At 56.5% G+C, this 15,722-nt stretch carries 16 protein-coding genes; 15 read left to right on the top strand and 1 reads right to left on the bottom strand.

The annotated features are described in order from the left end of the window. Positions 1-204 precede the first annotated feature (204 nt). The 15 genes from ACZ500_RS11385 to ACZ500_RS11315 all read left to right on the top strand — a co-directional run bounded on the left by ACZ500_RS11385 (position 205) and on the right by ACZ500_RS11315 (position 14,240). Positions 205-783, top strand: coding sequence for a hypothetical protein (locus ACZ500_RS11385; RefSeq protein ID WP_464232600.1), 579 nt, complete (start codon positions 205-207; stop codon positions 781-783). An 82-nt stretch (positions 784-865) separates the two neighbouring features. Further along, a complete protein-coding gene (locus tag ACZ500_RS11380) occupies positions 866-2,365 on the top strand; it encodes a HesA/MoeB/ThiF family protein (RefSeq protein WP_464232599.1) in 1,500 nt (499 codons plus the stop codon). Next, the gene (locus ACZ500_RS11375; RefSeq protein ID WP_464232598.1) at positions 2,365-2,703 is read left to right on the top strand and encodes a hypothetical protein; all 339 of its coding nucleotides are present in this window, start codon (positions 2,365-2,367) and stop codon (positions 2,701-2,703) included. The genes ACZ500_RS11380 and ACZ500_RS11375 overlap by 1 nt, the downstream gene beginning before the upstream one ends. Before the next feature lie 882 nt (positions 2,704-3,585). Beyond that, positions 3,586-4,335 carry a tetratricopeptide repeat protein gene (locus ACZ500_RS11370; protein ID WP_464232597.1) on the top strand — a complete coding sequence of 250 codons (750 nt, stop codon included), beginning with the start codon at positions 3,586-3,588 and terminating at the stop codon, positions 4,333-4,335. Between the two features lie 161 nt (positions 4,336-4,496). Next, the gene (locus ACZ500_RS11365; protein ID WP_464232596.1) at positions 4,497-4,853 is read left to right on the top strand and encodes a hypothetical protein; all 357 of its coding nucleotides are present in this window, start codon (positions 4,497-4,499) and stop codon (positions 4,851-4,853) included. A gap of 22 nt (positions 4,854-4,875) precedes the next feature. After that, positions 4,876-5,325, top strand: coding sequence for a hypothetical protein (locus ACZ500_RS11360; protein WP_464232595.1), 450 nt, complete (start codon positions 4,876-4,878; stop codon positions 5,323-5,325). 1 nt (position 5,326) lies between these two features. Further along, positions 5,327-5,569 carry a hypothetical protein gene (locus ACZ500_RS11355; RefSeq protein WP_464232594.1) on the top strand — a complete coding sequence of 81 codons (243 nt, stop codon included), beginning with the start codon at positions 5,327-5,329 and terminating at the stop codon, positions 5,567-5,569. Positions 5,570-5,818: 249 nt separating this feature from the next. After that, complete coding sequence (locus ACZ500_RS11350) at positions 5,819-7,405, top strand: ATP-binding protein (protein ID WP_464232593.1); 1,587 nt, start codon at positions 5,819-5,821, stop codon at positions 7,403-7,405. Positions 7,406-7,518: 113 nt separating this feature from the next. Next, the gene (locus tag ACZ500_RS11345; RefSeq protein WP_464232592.1) at positions 7,519-8,118 is read left to right on the top strand and encodes an RES domain-containing protein; all 600 of its coding nucleotides are present in this window, start codon (positions 7,519-7,521) and stop codon (positions 8,116-8,118) included. A 79-nt stretch (positions 8,119-8,197) separates the two neighbouring features. After that, the gene (locus tag ACZ500_RS11340; RefSeq protein WP_464232591.1) at positions 8,198-8,992 is read left to right on the top strand and encodes a hypothetical protein; all 795 of its coding nucleotides are present in this window, start codon (positions 8,198-8,200) and stop codon (positions 8,990-8,992) included. A gap of 88 nt (positions 8,993-9,080) precedes the next feature. Further along, the gene (locus tag ACZ500_RS11335) at positions 9,081-9,686 is read left to right on the top strand and encodes a hypothetical protein (RefSeq protein WP_464232590.1); all 606 of its coding nucleotides are present in this window, start codon (positions 9,081-9,083) and stop codon (positions 9,684-9,686) included. A 457-nt stretch (positions 9,687-10,143) separates the two neighbouring features. After that, entirely contained in the window at positions 10,144-10,476 is a 333-nt protein-coding gene (locus ACZ500_RS11330) for a hypothetical protein (RefSeq protein WP_464232589.1), read from the top strand. 635 nt (positions 10,477-11,111) lie between these two features. Continuing rightward, positions 11,112-11,390: a hypothetical protein gene (locus ACZ500_RS11325; RefSeq protein WP_464232588.1), complete on the top strand. Its 279-nt coding sequence runs from the start codon at positions 11,112-11,114 to the stop codon at positions 11,388-11,390. Between the two features lie 287 nt (positions 11,391-11,677). Continuing rightward, positions 11,678-13,876: a type IV secretory system conjugative DNA transfer family protein gene (locus tag ACZ500_RS11320; RefSeq protein WP_464232587.1), complete on the top strand. Its 2,199-nt coding sequence runs from the start codon at positions 11,678-11,680 to the stop codon at positions 13,874-13,876. Between the two features lie 67 nt (positions 13,877-13,943). Then, positions 13,944-14,240: a hypothetical protein gene (locus ACZ500_RS11315; RefSeq protein WP_464232586.1), complete on the top strand. Its 297-nt coding sequence runs from the start codon at positions 13,944-13,946 to the stop codon at positions 14,238-14,240. 20 nt (positions 14,241-14,260) lie between these two features. On the opposite strand, the gene ACZ500_RS11310 is transcribed toward ACZ500_RS11315, so the two are convergent. Then, complete coding sequence (locus tag ACZ500_RS11310; protein ID WP_464232585.1) at positions 14,261-15,376, bottom strand: IS66 family transposase; 1,116 nt, start codon at positions 15,374-15,376, stop codon at positions 14,261-14,263. Positions 15,377-15,722 lie beyond the last annotated feature (346 nt).

Here is a 15,722-nt window from a genome sequence, read left to right as displayed (position 1 = left end):
ACGTCCCGGAACGATCCTGAAAGGGCCAAACAAACAGCCAAGGCGGACCCTCCTGAAGAGGAAAAAGTCGCCTTCAAGATTTCGCTTGAAAAGCCTGTTCCTGATCTGCCCAAGCCGGCGGCCGATAAGTCATCTCAATGGCCAGAATCAACACCTGCAAAGCCTCAGAAACTCGCAACGGCAGAAAAGCCATCCCCGCCGCCGGTGGGCAAGAAGACAAGACCCGACCCAAAAACGCCGCCGCCCAAGGTCAAGGTCATGAAGGCCCCCCTTCGGGATCTTCAAACCCTCGGCCAGCAACACATGACCCTGGTGCGGCAAGGCGCTTTTCCTTCCCTGACGCTGTCCTATCCGGACCCCGATGCCTATATTCGCCAGATGTACCAGCTGGGGGCAAGAACCTTGATATATCAGGAGGGCGGCGGGGCCTTGTATGAGATCGACCTGTTGACCGGCCGCATTGTCCCTGTTGCCGGAAAAGACCTGAGCGGGTTTTCGGTCATTAAGCGCGTGATTCGCGACGAGCGCTGGAATCCCCTGAAAGACCGTGCCGCATCCCGTCTCAAGACCAGCCCGCAAGACCTTGCCCTCATTCTGGTGGTGCCCCAGGAAGTGGAAACCCGGTGGGTCGGGCATCAGGTGGCTGTTTTCCAAAACGTCGGTATTCCTCTGGATCGTGTCCAGAGCGTCGATGCACTCTTTACAGGCGGTCGGCTGCGGGTGGTTTCCCTGCATCTGCTGGACGGGTCGGTCACGGCGGTTCAGGATCCGGGATGCGGGTAGGCAAGACCATGGATCGGTACAATGGTTGCTATGATGGTATGGGATCGTTGCGACACAACATTCAGGGAGGAGGACTGAACCTATGAGAATGAATCACGCATGGAATGATCGATATCTGGCACCAATCCAGGTTCCGGGCCAAAAGCCGGTACGTCTTAACGTAAAGGAAGCGGATTGGGATCAGCTGCGGGAATGTCTGCTCAAAAAAGATGGTCTGGAAAGGCAGGCATTTCTTGAGCTGGGATTATGGGAAGATGAGACACGCTACGATCTTTTCCTGCACCGGATGTGGCCTCTGACTGATCAGGACTACGTGTTTCAGGAACTTTACCGGGTGCGGCCCAGAGGCGAGGCCGTTGCCCATGCCTACAATGCGTTTCGTGAAGCGGGTGTCCCTGTCCACGGCCACATTCACTCCCATCCCTTTGCCCGAAGGGGCATCTTCAGCAGCGTGGACGACAGGACCCGGCGTGACATGGCGCGGGGACTTTCCGGCCTTGCGCGCATTATGGACATGGAAGATGCGGCCCGCTGCTTTCAAATGGTGGTGGGCAAGGCCCCGTCCGGGTTCCAGGGCGTCCTCACGGATCTGAAAGGCGTCGGGATTGGCGAATTGAATGCTGTCCGCGTGATAGGCCCGAAGGGCATAACCGTCCATGGGGAAGGGCATGCCGCAGTTCTTGAAGCCGGTCTCACCCGTGACCCGCGGCTGGACAGAAACATCCGCTGGCTCGGGGAAGACGGCCAGGCCCTGCTGGCCAATACCCACGTGGCCGTGGCTGGTCTCGGGGGCGCAGGGGCTATGCTGGTCGCGAATCTACGGGGTCTGGGATTGCGCGAAGTGACCCTCATAGACCCTGACCTGGTGGAGCCCAGCAACTTGAATCGCCTCTCAGGGGCAGGCCGCAAGGATGTGGGTCTGGCCAAGGTGCACGTCTTCAAGAGGGAGATCCTCAAAGTGCGGCCGGAGACCCGGGTGAATGCTTTGGCTGTGGGCGTTGAAGACACCGAGGCCCGGGCTCACATCCGACGGGCGGACGTCGTGCTCGCCGCCCTGGACGGCATGGGGCCGAGGGCCGAGCTCCAGGTTCTCTGCGCCCGTTTCCTGAAACCGCTGTTTGATCTGGGATCAGGGATCCTGGTGGACCAGCATCGCACCATCAAACGGATGGGGAGTCAGATCATTGTCTACATTCCCGGGGGACCCTGTCTTGCCTGCCAGGGGCTGGATCTGTTCCGGCCGGATTCAGGGATCGCAGGGGAGATCCGAAGAAGGACCGGATATGTGGTGGGGACCGATTTTACACCGACGGCCGTGGCGACCATCAATTCGGTCGCAGCGGGTTGGGCGGTGGACCTGTTCATCCGTTATCTGACCGGCATGGGACCCATTCCCCCCTATACTGAGATCGACCAGTGGGCAGGAACGGTCCGGCAGATCTCCATTATGAAAAAGTTATCCTGCCCTGTCTGCGGCGAGGCGGGCCTGGAAGGGAAAGGGGAGGATGATGCAAAGCCCATGAGTCCCCCGGAGGAAGGGCTTGGTTTCGAGATCCTGGACGTGAGCAAGGAGGAAAACTGATGCAGACACTGTTGTGCCTGGTTCCGCAGGAGGCCTGGCTTCCCCTCATGGTCCTGGCCGGGCTCCTCGTAATCCTGGGGTTCAAAAGAATAGGCGGCAAGATTTTTGTCGGCATCATCGTTCTGGCCCTGTTGGTGCCTTTTGCCGCAGGGTTGATAGAGGCCCTGCCAACACCTCTTCTTCTGCTCCTCCTGATCGCCCTTCCGTTCATCTTCTTCCGCATGATCTTCGGCCGCAGGATTTCTGAAAATATCCTTTCCGCATTTCTGTGGGCACTGATCAAGGCCCCTTTCCGGTTTCTGGGATGGCTCCTGCGCAGCCCGGCCAGACGTCCTTGAGAGCAAGACAATACCTGCCCCACACCTATAAAGAGGCCTTTCTGCCATCTGAAAGCCCTCTTTGAGCTGCTCTCGTGAGCGCCTCTCACAACAACCCGGCACAGGGTCAATCGTTTGTCCAGATGATTGGACGGGCCTCTTTGAGCGGCTGCAGCGGTCCTGAAATCCCTTTCCCGGTAATCCATTTGCTATAGACGATAGCGAAAAGGCTTACGCGCGCAAAGATCTCCAGAGCGAGATCAGGTTCAAGTATCCCATCCGGGAAGGGGGATAAACAAGATGGTGAGAAGGATTCTTGTGTTGGTGTCCGTCGTCAGTGCAACCGCGCTTACGGGGTGTGTCACGCCGGGTCGCGTGGGCGGCGATGTGGCAGGGAACTTCGGTCTTGGGGTGGGATATGCCATCGGTAGCGCGGCCCGGGATCTCTTCGGCAGGCCCGCTTCGCCGCCTGAAAGGCCGCCTCAGCCAATAAGGCCCTGCCCGCCCCCGGCTCGGCCTGTTGTCTTATTTTCACACGCAGAGCCCGTCACGCCAACCAAGCGCCATACCGCGGCGCCAACCGCTGCAAAGAAAGCCGCGTTTGTCGCGACGGACAAAAGAGACGATTCTCTCCCTGTGGCTGTAAAAGAGTCGGAGGCCAAAAAGGTTGACTGTCCGCTCGAGAACGTATGGTAGCGGGTTTCAAAACGGCCGACGTGTTGGAAAGGAGAGGTCATGCCCGTATATGAAGGAAACGGCGTTCCCTGGAACACCCCTTGGCCGGAAAGGTCTGCTTCGACCCCTCCCCGCTCAGCATCCAGAATCGACCCCGCGAATTCCAGAAGCGATTCCAGGGGGCACAGGAGGCGTTCCCGAGGATGGCTGGCCTTCGCGGCCTTTTGGGTGATAGCAATTGCCGCGGTCTATTTTTGCCCTGACGCAACCGACCTCTCTACGATCAAAGAGACCGTGCAGTCGGTCTGCGCTCGGATGGAGCACAAGGCACTCGAGGAGAGGGCGTCCGTTCCCCCGGGCCCGGCAAGCCAAACCCGCAGACCGCAACCACAGCGACCTGCACCCCGCAAAGGACCGGAAGCCGCCATGACCGGAGAGGCCTCTCCGTCTGCGAAACGCAGGGATTCGACAAGCCCCTCCGCTGAGCCCACGGTGGACCAGCTTATGGAACAGATGAAGGCGGCAGCCAAATCCGGAGACTGGCCCGTTGCGGCCCAAAAGGCCGGCCTGCTGCTCCAGATGAGGGAAACTACCGATGACCGGAGGCTTTTCGGCTTCTTGTTGATCAATGCCGGAGCCTACAAGAAAGCCATTGTGGAACTGGAAAGGCTTGTCGCGGCCGGCAAGGCAGACGCGGAGGTCTTTCACCGTCTGGGCCATGCCTATTCGACCCAGCGTTTTCATGAAAAGGCCTTTGACGCCTTTAAGACCGCTATTCGACTGGAGCCGCGAAACCCGAGACACTACAGGTGCGGCGCGACACTTATTCTGAAGGCCTACGAGAGGGGTTCGGACCGCTTCAGAGACAGACTCGTTTTGGCAGAGAGATGGTGCGAGGAAGCCCGGCATTTGGGCACGCCTCACCACGAATTGGCCATGCTTCAACGGGATCTGGAAATCTATTTGAAACGCCCTTGATCCTTCAGATTTCCACCCGGAGATATGCTCGCAAGCTATCGGCGTAGCGAGGAGACCGGTTTCCAATTCACGGCAACCGGGTACGTCAGTTGCCATAGGATCTGTTGGACGTCCGGCAGGTTTTCCGTTTAACGACAAAGGCTTGAAAAAGGAGGCATGACATGAAACAGAACGCCCTTCGCATCGCCCTTTGGGGAGTATTGGTCATTTCTCTTGCCGCCTCATCGGGGTGTATCAGCACCCGCCGGTTTCAGACCGGATTTCACATGGGGCTCGGGATGCAGGCGGCTCAGGCCATGGTGGGGACGGCAGTGGGTGTTTTAGGCGGCATCACTGGGACCCGTGGCGGGGTGGGTCGACCGCCTCACGGCTGGTCGCGCGGGCGTTCTGCTTCGCCCTATGAGGAGGCTTATGCAAGAGAGACCGCCAGACTGGAGCGGGAGCGATACGAAAGATGGGTACGCACAGAGCGTGAGCGGGGAAGGGCCGACGCCCGGCGACACGCCGGCTGGCGATAACCTTGAAAGGAGGATGAGAAACATGAGCGAGATCTCTTCGTACGACACCGATATCAGTATCCCGAGTCTGGCCCAGCGCAGAAATCAGCAAGCAAACCTGTTGGACCAGGAACCCAGAGAAGCGATTCTTAAACGCGCACTGGCCCTGGCAGCCCAGGATCACGGTGGAGAGGTCACCACAGATATCACCGACTGCGACGGCGAGCAAATTCCCTGCCTCATTGGACTAAAGACCCCCCAATTTCCCGGAGGCGTAGGCGTCACAGTTTCACGGGGTGGGCATGTCGGCTTTGTTTACGACGCGTATGGCGATGCCATGCAGTGGGGACAACGCATCGCCGGGGAAATCTCGGCCAACTACAATGCGATCGCCGTTCGCATGGCCCTGATGGCCATGAATTTAGAGGTCCGCGTGAAGGAGGGGAAAGGTAAAGCTGGAGCGAAGATCATCCAACTGGAAGGGAGGGTGTGACATGGCGCCCAGGATCATGGTGGAGATCGATGACCAAGGCACGGTCAAGGCGGATTTTATAGCCTTCCCGGACCGTTCCTGTGAGGAGGTCGAGAAACGGCTTCGCAGGGAACTGGCCCGGTGGGGCGTCGTGACACGGGCCGCGATCACACCCAAGCCGCGCGATCGGATTGCCTTGGAATGCGCACATGGACAATCGACAAAGATGTCACCCCATGGAAGGAGTGCCCATGGCGCATCCTGAGACAGTAGAACATCCCAATACCTGGGGCACCATCATTGCCGATCAGAGAGAGATCCAGATCCACATATTCGGCGAACATGGATGGACTGCGGAGTTGTTAAAGGCCCTGGACGACCTCGGGATTCTGACAACAAAGGTTTTTCGCTCACCCTGTGGATGAAAGGAGAACGGTTTATGGCAAAAAGGGCACAATTGGACTACCGGTGGGTGGAAGAGGGAATTCTGAAACTCAGATCCAGATTTTCCAATTTGGTCTTTTTTGAAACCGAGGACCCCGAGCGCTTTGAGCAATTCCTGAACGTGGCGGGATCGTTACAGGAGTACGCCGCGCATCGGTTTTATCAGTATAACCGCTGGGACGGACTCTGTCGTTTAGACCCGCAACAAGGACGATTTGTGCCGGTGAACATGGGGGAAGGGGATCGCTATGCTGTGGAGGCAGGGCAGAACTTAGGCCTGGAATCGGGAATGAGAGAGCCCTCCACCGCCTTCCGACATGTGGACCGGGAACTAAAGAAACAGCCGACCATCCTCCTTATCAAAGACATGGAGCATTCCGGAGGCGAGGCCCAGGGGCGGGACGAGGTCATGATGGCCGCATTCCGGGCCTGGGCCCACGATCCTGAGATGACCTACCACCGGTCCGCGGTTATCTGCTTCGGTGCAGCCCCCTCCCTGGTAGTGGACGAGCAGACCCTTCGCAGGGCTGCAATGATCAGGGTGGATCTGGCACAGGATGCCGAGCGGGCATGGGTGATCTACCAGGCCGTCAAGCGTGTAAATCTCCCGGAATCGTTGCTGCAAACAGATCTGGGAACCCTCGTCAACATCACGGCGGGCCTCAATATCCATCAGCTTCAGAGCATTTTACTGGAGAGTTACACCCGCCACCAGTCCCTGGCGCCCGATACGGTGGCTTCCCTGAAGACGCAGTGGATTGCAAGGGAAGACATCGTAGAAATCCTTCAGCCTAAAGGAGGGTTTGAACAGGTCGGTGGATACGAACCGGTTAAAGACTTCATTCGAAACACCATCCTCAAGACCCTCTCCAGTCCGGACACCGCAGCTCACTACGGTATCAGCCTACCACGGGGTATTCTCCTCTTCGGTCCGCCGGGCACAGGCAAAACCCTCTTCGCCAAGGCCCTTGCCGGCGCGACCCACCTGCCGTTCATCAACCTGAAAACGGAGAACCTCTTCTCGAAATATCTGGGCGACTCCGGCCGACTGTTTTCCCGTGCCATTGCCATTGCGGAGAAGAACGCGCCTGCCATTGTCTTTGTGGATGAAATCGACCGCTTTGGCAGAAGAAGGGGCAGCACAGGCGACAGCGCAGGGGAGGAGACGCGGCGCGTGTACAACCAGATCCTGGAATGGCTTGGGGATGAGGCGCGAAAGACCATCCTGGTGGGGACCACCAACAGACCGCAGGATCTGGACGAGGCGATGCTCAGAGAGGGGAGGCTCGACTACAAGATACCCATCCTCTATCCCGACTTGGAGGCCCGCATCCATATCCTGAGAATTCACCTCGGTCTGACAGGCTGTTGTCGACCCCTTCCGGTGGTGAATCAAGACGCCCTGGAAGCGATGGTCCGGTGGCTGGCCGATCGGACCCAACATTTTTCAGGCGCTGAACTGCAAGGCCTTTCCCATAGAATTCGCAGAAATGTCTTTTTAAGGGGTGGCCGATATGCAGAGCAAGTAGATTTCGTCCGGGCTGTGGAGAGCTATGTCGTGAATCGAGAAGAACGATCTGAACAAATAGCAGAATACCGGGAATATGCGGCACGTTTCACCAATGACGCGACACTTTTGGGAGGGGTGAATAGTTAATCCCGGTAGGCTGGTTGCTAAAGCCATTTTTGGATCTTTCATCCTCGATATGAAAACAGCGCATTTGGGTAAGAGATATTCTTGAATGAGTTTCGAACCTAAGGAGGTAGGCCATGAAAAGGGGCAAACTTAAGGCCGCAGATCGCCATTTCCAGGGATCGGTAAGGCGTGGCCGTATGGCATGTGACCGGATATTTTTGTTCGTGGGGTGTTTCCTTTTTTTAGCGCTATCGGGACCTCCTGCCTGGGCAGGTTCGGTATGGTTTCACGCCACGAAACAGGCTGCGGCCAAACGCATTCTCAGTAAAGGCCTGAGCCCTTCCCGGTTCAAACCGGGGGCCCGCTTTGGCAAGGGTCTATACCTTGCGAGAAAACCCTCAACCGCTGTTGTGGAAACCGGCAAGCGGAATGTGGTCATTCGGATGCGTGCGAGCAAGGGGATGAAGGCTCGGACATTGGATCTGCGAAATGCCACCAAAGAGAGACTTCACAGCCTGGTGGGAAAGAGATACGATCTTCGGGGAAAGGTCAAGAATCGTGTCATTGGTCCCAAATTGGGACATACCTTGGGCTCAAAAGCAGCTGGACAGGGCCGGGCCATTCAATACCGGTCCGCCAAGAACGGCGGCATCAATCTGTTCGTCCCAAAGACCCTCGTCCGCCAAAAGCCGCGTTTGGTAAGGCCGGAAAAGATCTATGCCCGAGGGAGATAGCATGGAGCGGACTGAACATTGGCGGGCCTATTGGGTGGGCGGATTCACTCTGGGTGGATCGTCTGCGCTGATCGCTGCCTTGGGCGATCCGCCCATAGGCCTGAGTGCCGCCGTTCTTGCAGTTCCAACCCTGTTCTTGATAGCGGGCTTTCTTCATCAGCTCATGCATTTGTATGCCTTGACCCTGCAAAGTCTTGCTGTCCTTCTCCAGATCCTCCTCTTCTCAGTAATGGCGGGTCTTTGGGTCAGTCCTATCATTGCGGACGATGCCTTGCTGGGTTGGTTGGTGGCGATTCCATTGTTCTTGTTTCTTGCACAGCCGGTCCTGTATGTCTGGGGACGGCTGCGTTGCAGGCCTCTGAAGCGCCAAATCAAACAGTCCGTGCAGCAGTTGCGAAGGAATGCAGTTGATGCAGAACAGATCCATAATGCGAGCCAAGGGCTCGCCTCATCTGTCCGCGAGGGCGAGGCCATCAACCGGGGCGCCCTTGAGCAGCGGAAGCATCTTGAAGATGAAATTAGAAGTGTGTGCCTACTTAGCGGAGACCCGCGGACCACTATCGTCGGAAAGGAATTGAGGGAAAAAGATTATCAGCAGCTTACTTTGCAGGACTTGAAGACGCAAAGAAATAGGATAAGAAGAAAGCGGGGGCCGAATTCCGACCCTTTGAATGCCCTGTTGATAGAAAAGGCCCTCTTGGACAGGGAAACCCATGGCGCATATGCACGCTTGTCTGGAATGCGGGCGCAACTGGGTTGTCTTCAAAATGACCTTCGCCGTCTGTCAAGCGACCGCAATCGACTGGAGCGGCAGGAGCGGGATCATCAGGAAGCACTTCGAGCGTTTTGCTCCCAAAAGATACCTCTGGATTAGAAGACAATGAATATCTATGGGCGCCGGCCGATCTTATTAAACGCCAGCTCATCTTATTATTGGACATGCACAACTGCAGGAGAAACCGATGATGACCATTCAGGGCCGCATCTCCCACCTCAGGACCTACCTTGAGGAAGGCGGGAGAGACTGGGCGCTGAGTGTGAGCAAAATCTTATGGTGCATCCTATGGCCGCTTTTCATTGTCGCCTCTTTTCGCCTTCTATATATCCTGTTCGGGATTGTGGCGGCCATCCTGGGGGTGATTTTCCTTCTGCTGATATCCAAGGTCCTGGGCGGACCGTTCCACCTGGTGATGTTGGATGAGTGGCTCAGCCGCCTGTTTCCCCCGCTCCGCTCAGCCATCCGGATGGGCAATATCCGGGTTTACGAATTCAGGCTGCATCCGCCACAAGCTTCGCCGCTGGACTGCAAAATGAAAGGAGAACTACAGGGGGCAGGACCGGTACAGGGTGATTTCTACGAACTCGAAGGGAGGATCGCTGGCGGCGCCCTTATGGTGGATCGCGGCGTGAACCTAGCGACAGGGGCCATGCTCCGTCCCCGGCGGCTCTATTCAAAATCCATTCTGTTGACGACAATCCTTCTGCTGGGAATCCTTGGTATATCTCTTTTCGGAACGTTCGACGGCGTTATTTTCGACCTGCTGCTGACCGTTCTTTCTGAGCCATAAATCCGATGACGTCAAATGGTATGTGGAGGGGGTTTTACGGAAAGCAGGTGTTGGCGCGCTTGATTAAAGAGATTTCAAAGTATCTTTTGGCGATATAGCCTTACACTTGCTCGGTTAGAGCAACAGTCCTTTAAGGCCCTTGCAGACGGGACATTCCCGCCTGCAAGGGCCTTTTTGTTCAACGCAAACATTAAGGAGGATGCACGAACACCAAGAACGGATTCAGGTACGCATTTGTGGCCAACATCATCGAGGATACAATCATCCGGATGACCGGGTTCCACCCCAGACTGGGAAGGGTTATTCCCATCCCCGTGTGGCGTGGGATCTATGCGCTGGGCGCCCTGGCCGGAAACGGCTTCCGGTGTGCGCCCGAGTTAGACACTTTCGGAAGGGCGACCGGCTACACAGTTCTGGGGACCCTGATCGCCAAGCAGATGGTGAGCAAGCGGTGGTCATGGCTACCTCGGCGCCGTACAGCATCTTGCATGAAGGTCTCCTCGAGAAGGCCCGCCCCTATTACCTGTACGATCTGGGACAGCCCCACAACCTTTTTCCCGGTCCCTACTGGGACCTGGTGAAGAAGGGGTGCCGGATCATCCTGGTGAAGGGGGGGGTCGAGGGGGTCAGGCGGCCCTTTGACATCGGGTGCTGGATGAGGCTCAACCCCAGCGTCATGTACGCATGCTACTCCGAGGTAGTTTCCAATCCGGAAATGGTCTTATTTGCCAATCTCGGCGCCAATCTGCACGTTTGCTTGTGCGGCGACCTGCAGGTCGCCTCCGCGTAAACGCTTGATTTCCTGGATATTAGCAAAAAATCCTCATTTCCGGATTGGAAACTGGGTTGTACCGGGAAATCATTTCCGGGTGGACACGAGGTAGTGACCCAGGCCCTTGAACGCGACCGGAAGGATTATCTTGGACCGGTTGATATCGCTCACGTCATGGAGACGCGACGGCGGACACAAAAGTGGGGGTCCCACCACCGGCGCCTCTCCTGCTTCAACCGGCCGCTGGAAGAAGTTCTTGAGCAGGCGAATACCTACTGGAGAGAGAGAGGCATGAACCATGCGGAGAGAGAACCAGAATAAATGGAATCGCGCCGTGCATGAACACCGGGACGCTGTAAGGCAGAACCGGACAGAATGTGCTGAGCTTGGCGACTTCCATGACAACATCCGTGGACTCATCGACGAATGGTAAGGCAAGGGGTTGGATTACCGGGAAGACCCGCAGGTCCATAACCCGGCATTCTGGATCGACCTCGCGGAAAAGAGGTTCCAAAGGTTCGGTCGCGAACCTTCGTTTATCGCCAATTATCTCTGACTGGAGGTCAACGAACGACGGGCACAAAGAGCCGAAATGCGCTGTCACAAACTTGATTAACAGAGAGTCTACTGGGGTGCTATCGAGGAGGTGACCGGTGGAAAGACATTCGATCGAGATCAACCAAGGTTCCACGAAAGCAAAAGAGGATGGGACACCGTATGAAGTGTCTGTTGAAAACGGAATTCACGATACCCCCTGGAAACGGAAACTGAACGTCCAGAATATTCAGGCCAAAGAAAGGATGGCCCAAGAACTGCGTGAGATGGGGTTCGGAGCAGACTCAATTGCGCGGATTCTTCATCTGAAACGTATCGAGGAGGGAATTGAAAGACCGGACCGCTCATCCCCCCAGGCAGAAGGGAGTGATACATGAAGGAGAAAGGCCGTTTTCCTTTTATCCATGTGATCCGGAACGATAGGGCGGACGCATGCGAGGCCGTGGCCGCATTTGAACTCGCATCCATCCTGCATGCCCGGCTATGTACAAACGGAGTTGATGCGGTGAGGGGCACTGAGCAAATGCACACGGCGGCGGTTGCCACGGAAAGACAGAGGCGTCGGGAGGGGCTTCTCCAAGCGATGTCAACCTGGTCTTCGAGCGTGAGTATAGAGGTCCGGATTGCTGCGTATCCGAGTATCGCATGCACGCCCAATGGTCGTATGGCGATCCATATCCTGATTCGAGCAACGGGCCGAGACGAAGCGCGGGTGCGCGAAGAGGTTGCCTGCCGATGTCTCAGCCTTTACCCGATCCTGGCTTCATACGTGCCTGAGGCGGAATTCATCCCGGTTCGGAACAAGGCAGATCTGGAGATGCTGTTGCAGCCATTCCCGATGAGAAGCGGCGTCTCCATCGGCCGTCTCAGACAGCGTTTCACCTTTTCAACCCCCCTCAAACGGCTTTCCATCGGCTTCGGGAAACTCCAGGAGTTCCTTCCGGAGGGTTCAAACGAGGTCGTGGACCATCTCTTCCCATGGCTCCCTTCGAAGGACGATTGGGGTGTGTTTCTTCAGACTCTGATGGGGCAGATGGATCCGACACTGTTCCTGGTGCGGATATCGTCGCAAAAGCCCGATCCCAAGACCCTTGAAGGTCTGAGGACAGGCATCGAGACGTGTGAGAGGTTCCTTTCAAGCCCACCCCGCGAGGACGGCATCCTCAACCGCCAGGCCCGTATGCTTCGGGACAGCGCAGTGCGGCGGCTCGCGGAATTGAACGCCGCGTGTTTCCGCGTGGGGGCCTTCCTTTTGGGCGATCATCGGCCCGACCTTGCCTTTGCCAACGTCGTGGGTCGGAGCATCAGCCGCTACGCATCGGATGAAGAGGCCAATCTCTTCGAGGGGGGATTCTGCGTGCGCGAGGTGGAACCTGCGGCAGCCCTTTTCCCCTATTGCGACGAGGACACCACCGAATTTTCTCTATCGGAGGCAGCCTGCGCCTTTCGCCTACCGGATCCGCCTCGATCGGAGATACCGGGTCTCCCTGTCCGACGTTCACGAACCGGTCCTGCGATTTTTCCCCACACCATCGGGGATGCGTCCAATCTCCGCCTCTTTACAAACACGCACGGGGGCGTGAATCAGCCGGTCCTGATGACCGAAGAAGACCGGTTCCGCCATTGCTTTGTGCTCGGCCAGACAGGGGCGGGCAAGAGCAGATTCATGGAATACATGATTCTTCAAGATATTCGTGCGGGAAAAGGCGTGGCCGTGATCGATCCCCACGGAGACCTTGTGGAGCCCCTCCTGGGAAAAATACCAGCGCACAGGGAAAATGACGTGATCTATTTCAACCTGCTGGATCGGGAAAGGCCTCTTGGCTTCAATGTTTTGGAATGGAGGACCCGTGAAGAACTTGATTTGCTCATCGACGAAATCTACCTCACTCTCGATCGTATCTATGACATGAAACAGGTCGGAGGTCCCATGTTCGAGAACCACTTCCGAGGCATGCTCAGGCTTTTGATTGGCGGAAAACAGGAAACGGGATATGTACCGACTCTCCTGGAATTTCCCCTCTGTTATCAGAATACCAGATTCAGACGGTGGCTGAAGAAGCGGGTCTCAGATCAACATGTGCTTGATTTTGTAACAGAATTGGAGAACACCGGTGGAGATGCGAGTCTCCAAAACATCAGCCAGTATATCACCTCGAAGTTAACGCGATTTGTCCAGGATTCAACGCTTCGACTGATTGTTGGTCAGGAAAAAACCAGTTTCGACTTCGACGAGGTGATGAATCGTGGAAAGATCTTCCTGGTGAATCTTGGCAAGGGCCGATTCGGGCCAAACACCAGCGCGCTACTGGCCAACCAGTTGGTCACGCGGTTCAAGCATGCGGCCATGAGACGCGGGTCTATCGAGCCGGAGAAAAGGGTCCCCTTCTTTGTGTATGCGGATGAATGCCACAATCTTCCTCCGGAGAATTTCGCAGAACTCCTTTCCGAGGCTCGCAAATTCAAAATGTCTTTAATCTTGGCGACCCAGTATGCCAATCAGATCAGGGACGATTCCAACCAGGCCGACCTCCTCTCGGCAGTGATGGGCAATGTAGGAACGACCGTTGTCTTCCGGGTCGGTTATGAAGACGCTCAAAAGTTGTCTCAATTGTTGTATCCTAATTTTGGATCGCACGACATGATCGGACTCCCCAACCATGAAGGGTATGTTCGCATGCAATTCAATGGGGATGGCCTACCCCCGTTCAGCTTCCAAACCGAGCTGGACCCCACGCCGTATTCTAAGAAGGCGGCCAATCGCATCCGGAAAATGAGTCAGCGACGGTATGGCCGTGACGCTGCGGCAGTGGAGTTGGCGATTGCCCGGCGCCGAAACATCTGGGACGGCGAAGAGAACTAGGACTCACTCTTCGATGCGGAGGATGACGATGAGTATTCTTGAACGATTATTGAAAGGAGAGTGATCTATGGCAATGACCAAAATGGTTATCGGTGCAGTGATCTGTTTGCTTTTCGTCCTTCCGTCTGCCGGGTCCGCTGGGGAACTCAGCCAGGTGGGGTGGAGCAAGAAGCGGTTGCAAGACCTCTATGTGACGTACCTAAAGAAAGAAGGGTATGGGCCGGCAGTGGACCGCGACGGGGAAGTCGGGTTCGAATGGGAGGACCATCCCCTTTTTGTAGCCGTATCGGAAGACGATCCCCTGTTTTTCCGCCTCGTCCTGCCCAACATCGTGTCCTTTCGGCGAGCGCGCAGAGGTCAATAAATTTTCGGCATGTAAAATTTTTAACGTGCGGGGATGAAGAGGTAGCTGATCGCCTTCCCCAAGCCGGAGTTGGGCTCCACGGTTTTCTCCGCAAATTGCTGATGGCACCACGCCTCACGAGTTGTCATGACGGGCTCAGTGTTGAGCCGATAGGCGAGGCGGTTGGCCAGGATCGTCTGAAAGTCCTTGGATACATTCCGGCTCAGGGCAGCGCACATCTGAATCGGTGGTGGGAGCCCCGTTGCCCGGCGTTTCAACAGATCGTGCAGGTTTTCCCCGGCATGCTGCCTGCCGGTCATGAACATGGCGACCTGATGGCCCTCGGATTCGGTCACCATCCCTGTGGTGAAGATCCCTTTGCGTTTGCTGTCCGGATCCTGCTCTTTGAGGAAAGCGAGCACCTTCGCGGATGTGTCATCATTGTGGAGCAGCGTGCCCTGCGCGGCGAATGAGACCATGGCATCCATGACCGGGGCCAGAGCTACGGCTGCGGTATCGAGGATACCCCACTGGGTGGAGGCGGGCAGAGGTTGGCCCAGATTCCTTTGAAGGGTCTCGATCCGGTTGAAGGGCATGCCGCAGCCATACTTCAGTATCGCCAGCATGGGCGTAGCGGAATCGTCGTATTTTTGCTCGGAGATCCCTTCGGGCAGCTCAGGGGTGAAGATATCTCCGCACAGAATGCAGCGTAAGCGGATTCGTTCATAAACGGTGGCTTTGAGAGGGGCTGTTCCAACGATATGAACAAAGACCGACGGCATGGCCAGCTCGTATAGTTTACCCTTCTCACAGCTTGGGCAGGGGTCCCCCGAGTTCAGAGTGGGTTGTTCGATGCGCACCCTGGCAGCGCCGGTGTACTGGCCTGCGCCGTTTTTCCCGTGCCCCCGGGGGTTTGGTTTGTCGCCTTTTTTCCGGACCGGTTCGGTTTTATCCTTGAGGATGTTTCGGGCTGTCTCGGTCGGGGCCCCTAGCAGGTACTTGCACAGCCGGCCGATGGAGGTTTCTTTCTCGGCAAGGACCTCTCGCAGACGCGCCTTTTCAGAGGTGATGGAAGCGGGATGACACCGGCCCGGTAAAGGCTCAGCAGTGCCGCCCGGCAGATCATGGCCTTCAATCCGCCGTCGGGTTTTCGCCACTCCGCCAATTCGCAGAACATGCGTGAGAGCTGTGCACGATTCAATTCCTGCACGCTGGTAGCTTGACGGCGGATCCAATCCAGATCGGTTGGCGTGAAATCTCGACCACAAATGAGCAACCTCTGTAATCATCCTTTTGGTAAAGGTTACCCTGCTTATAGCAAGGAACGTGTTTTGTGGTCGGTACTTTTTTGATCGAAATGGGATGGCGCTACCGTGATGCTCCCTGCCACAGGCAGGCCGGATAAAAGCTCCGGAAACAGCAAGGTTTTATCGGAGCAGACAGTCCTTGGACGGAGAATTAAAAGCGGGAGGGGATGCCGGGTCGGCACGCACTCTTCCAGAC

Source organism: Desulfatiglans parachlorophenolica (assembly GCF_055394735.1).
The sequence above is the reverse complement of the archived record's forward strand: the minus strand, read 5'-3'. Positions and strand labels throughout refer to the sequence as shown.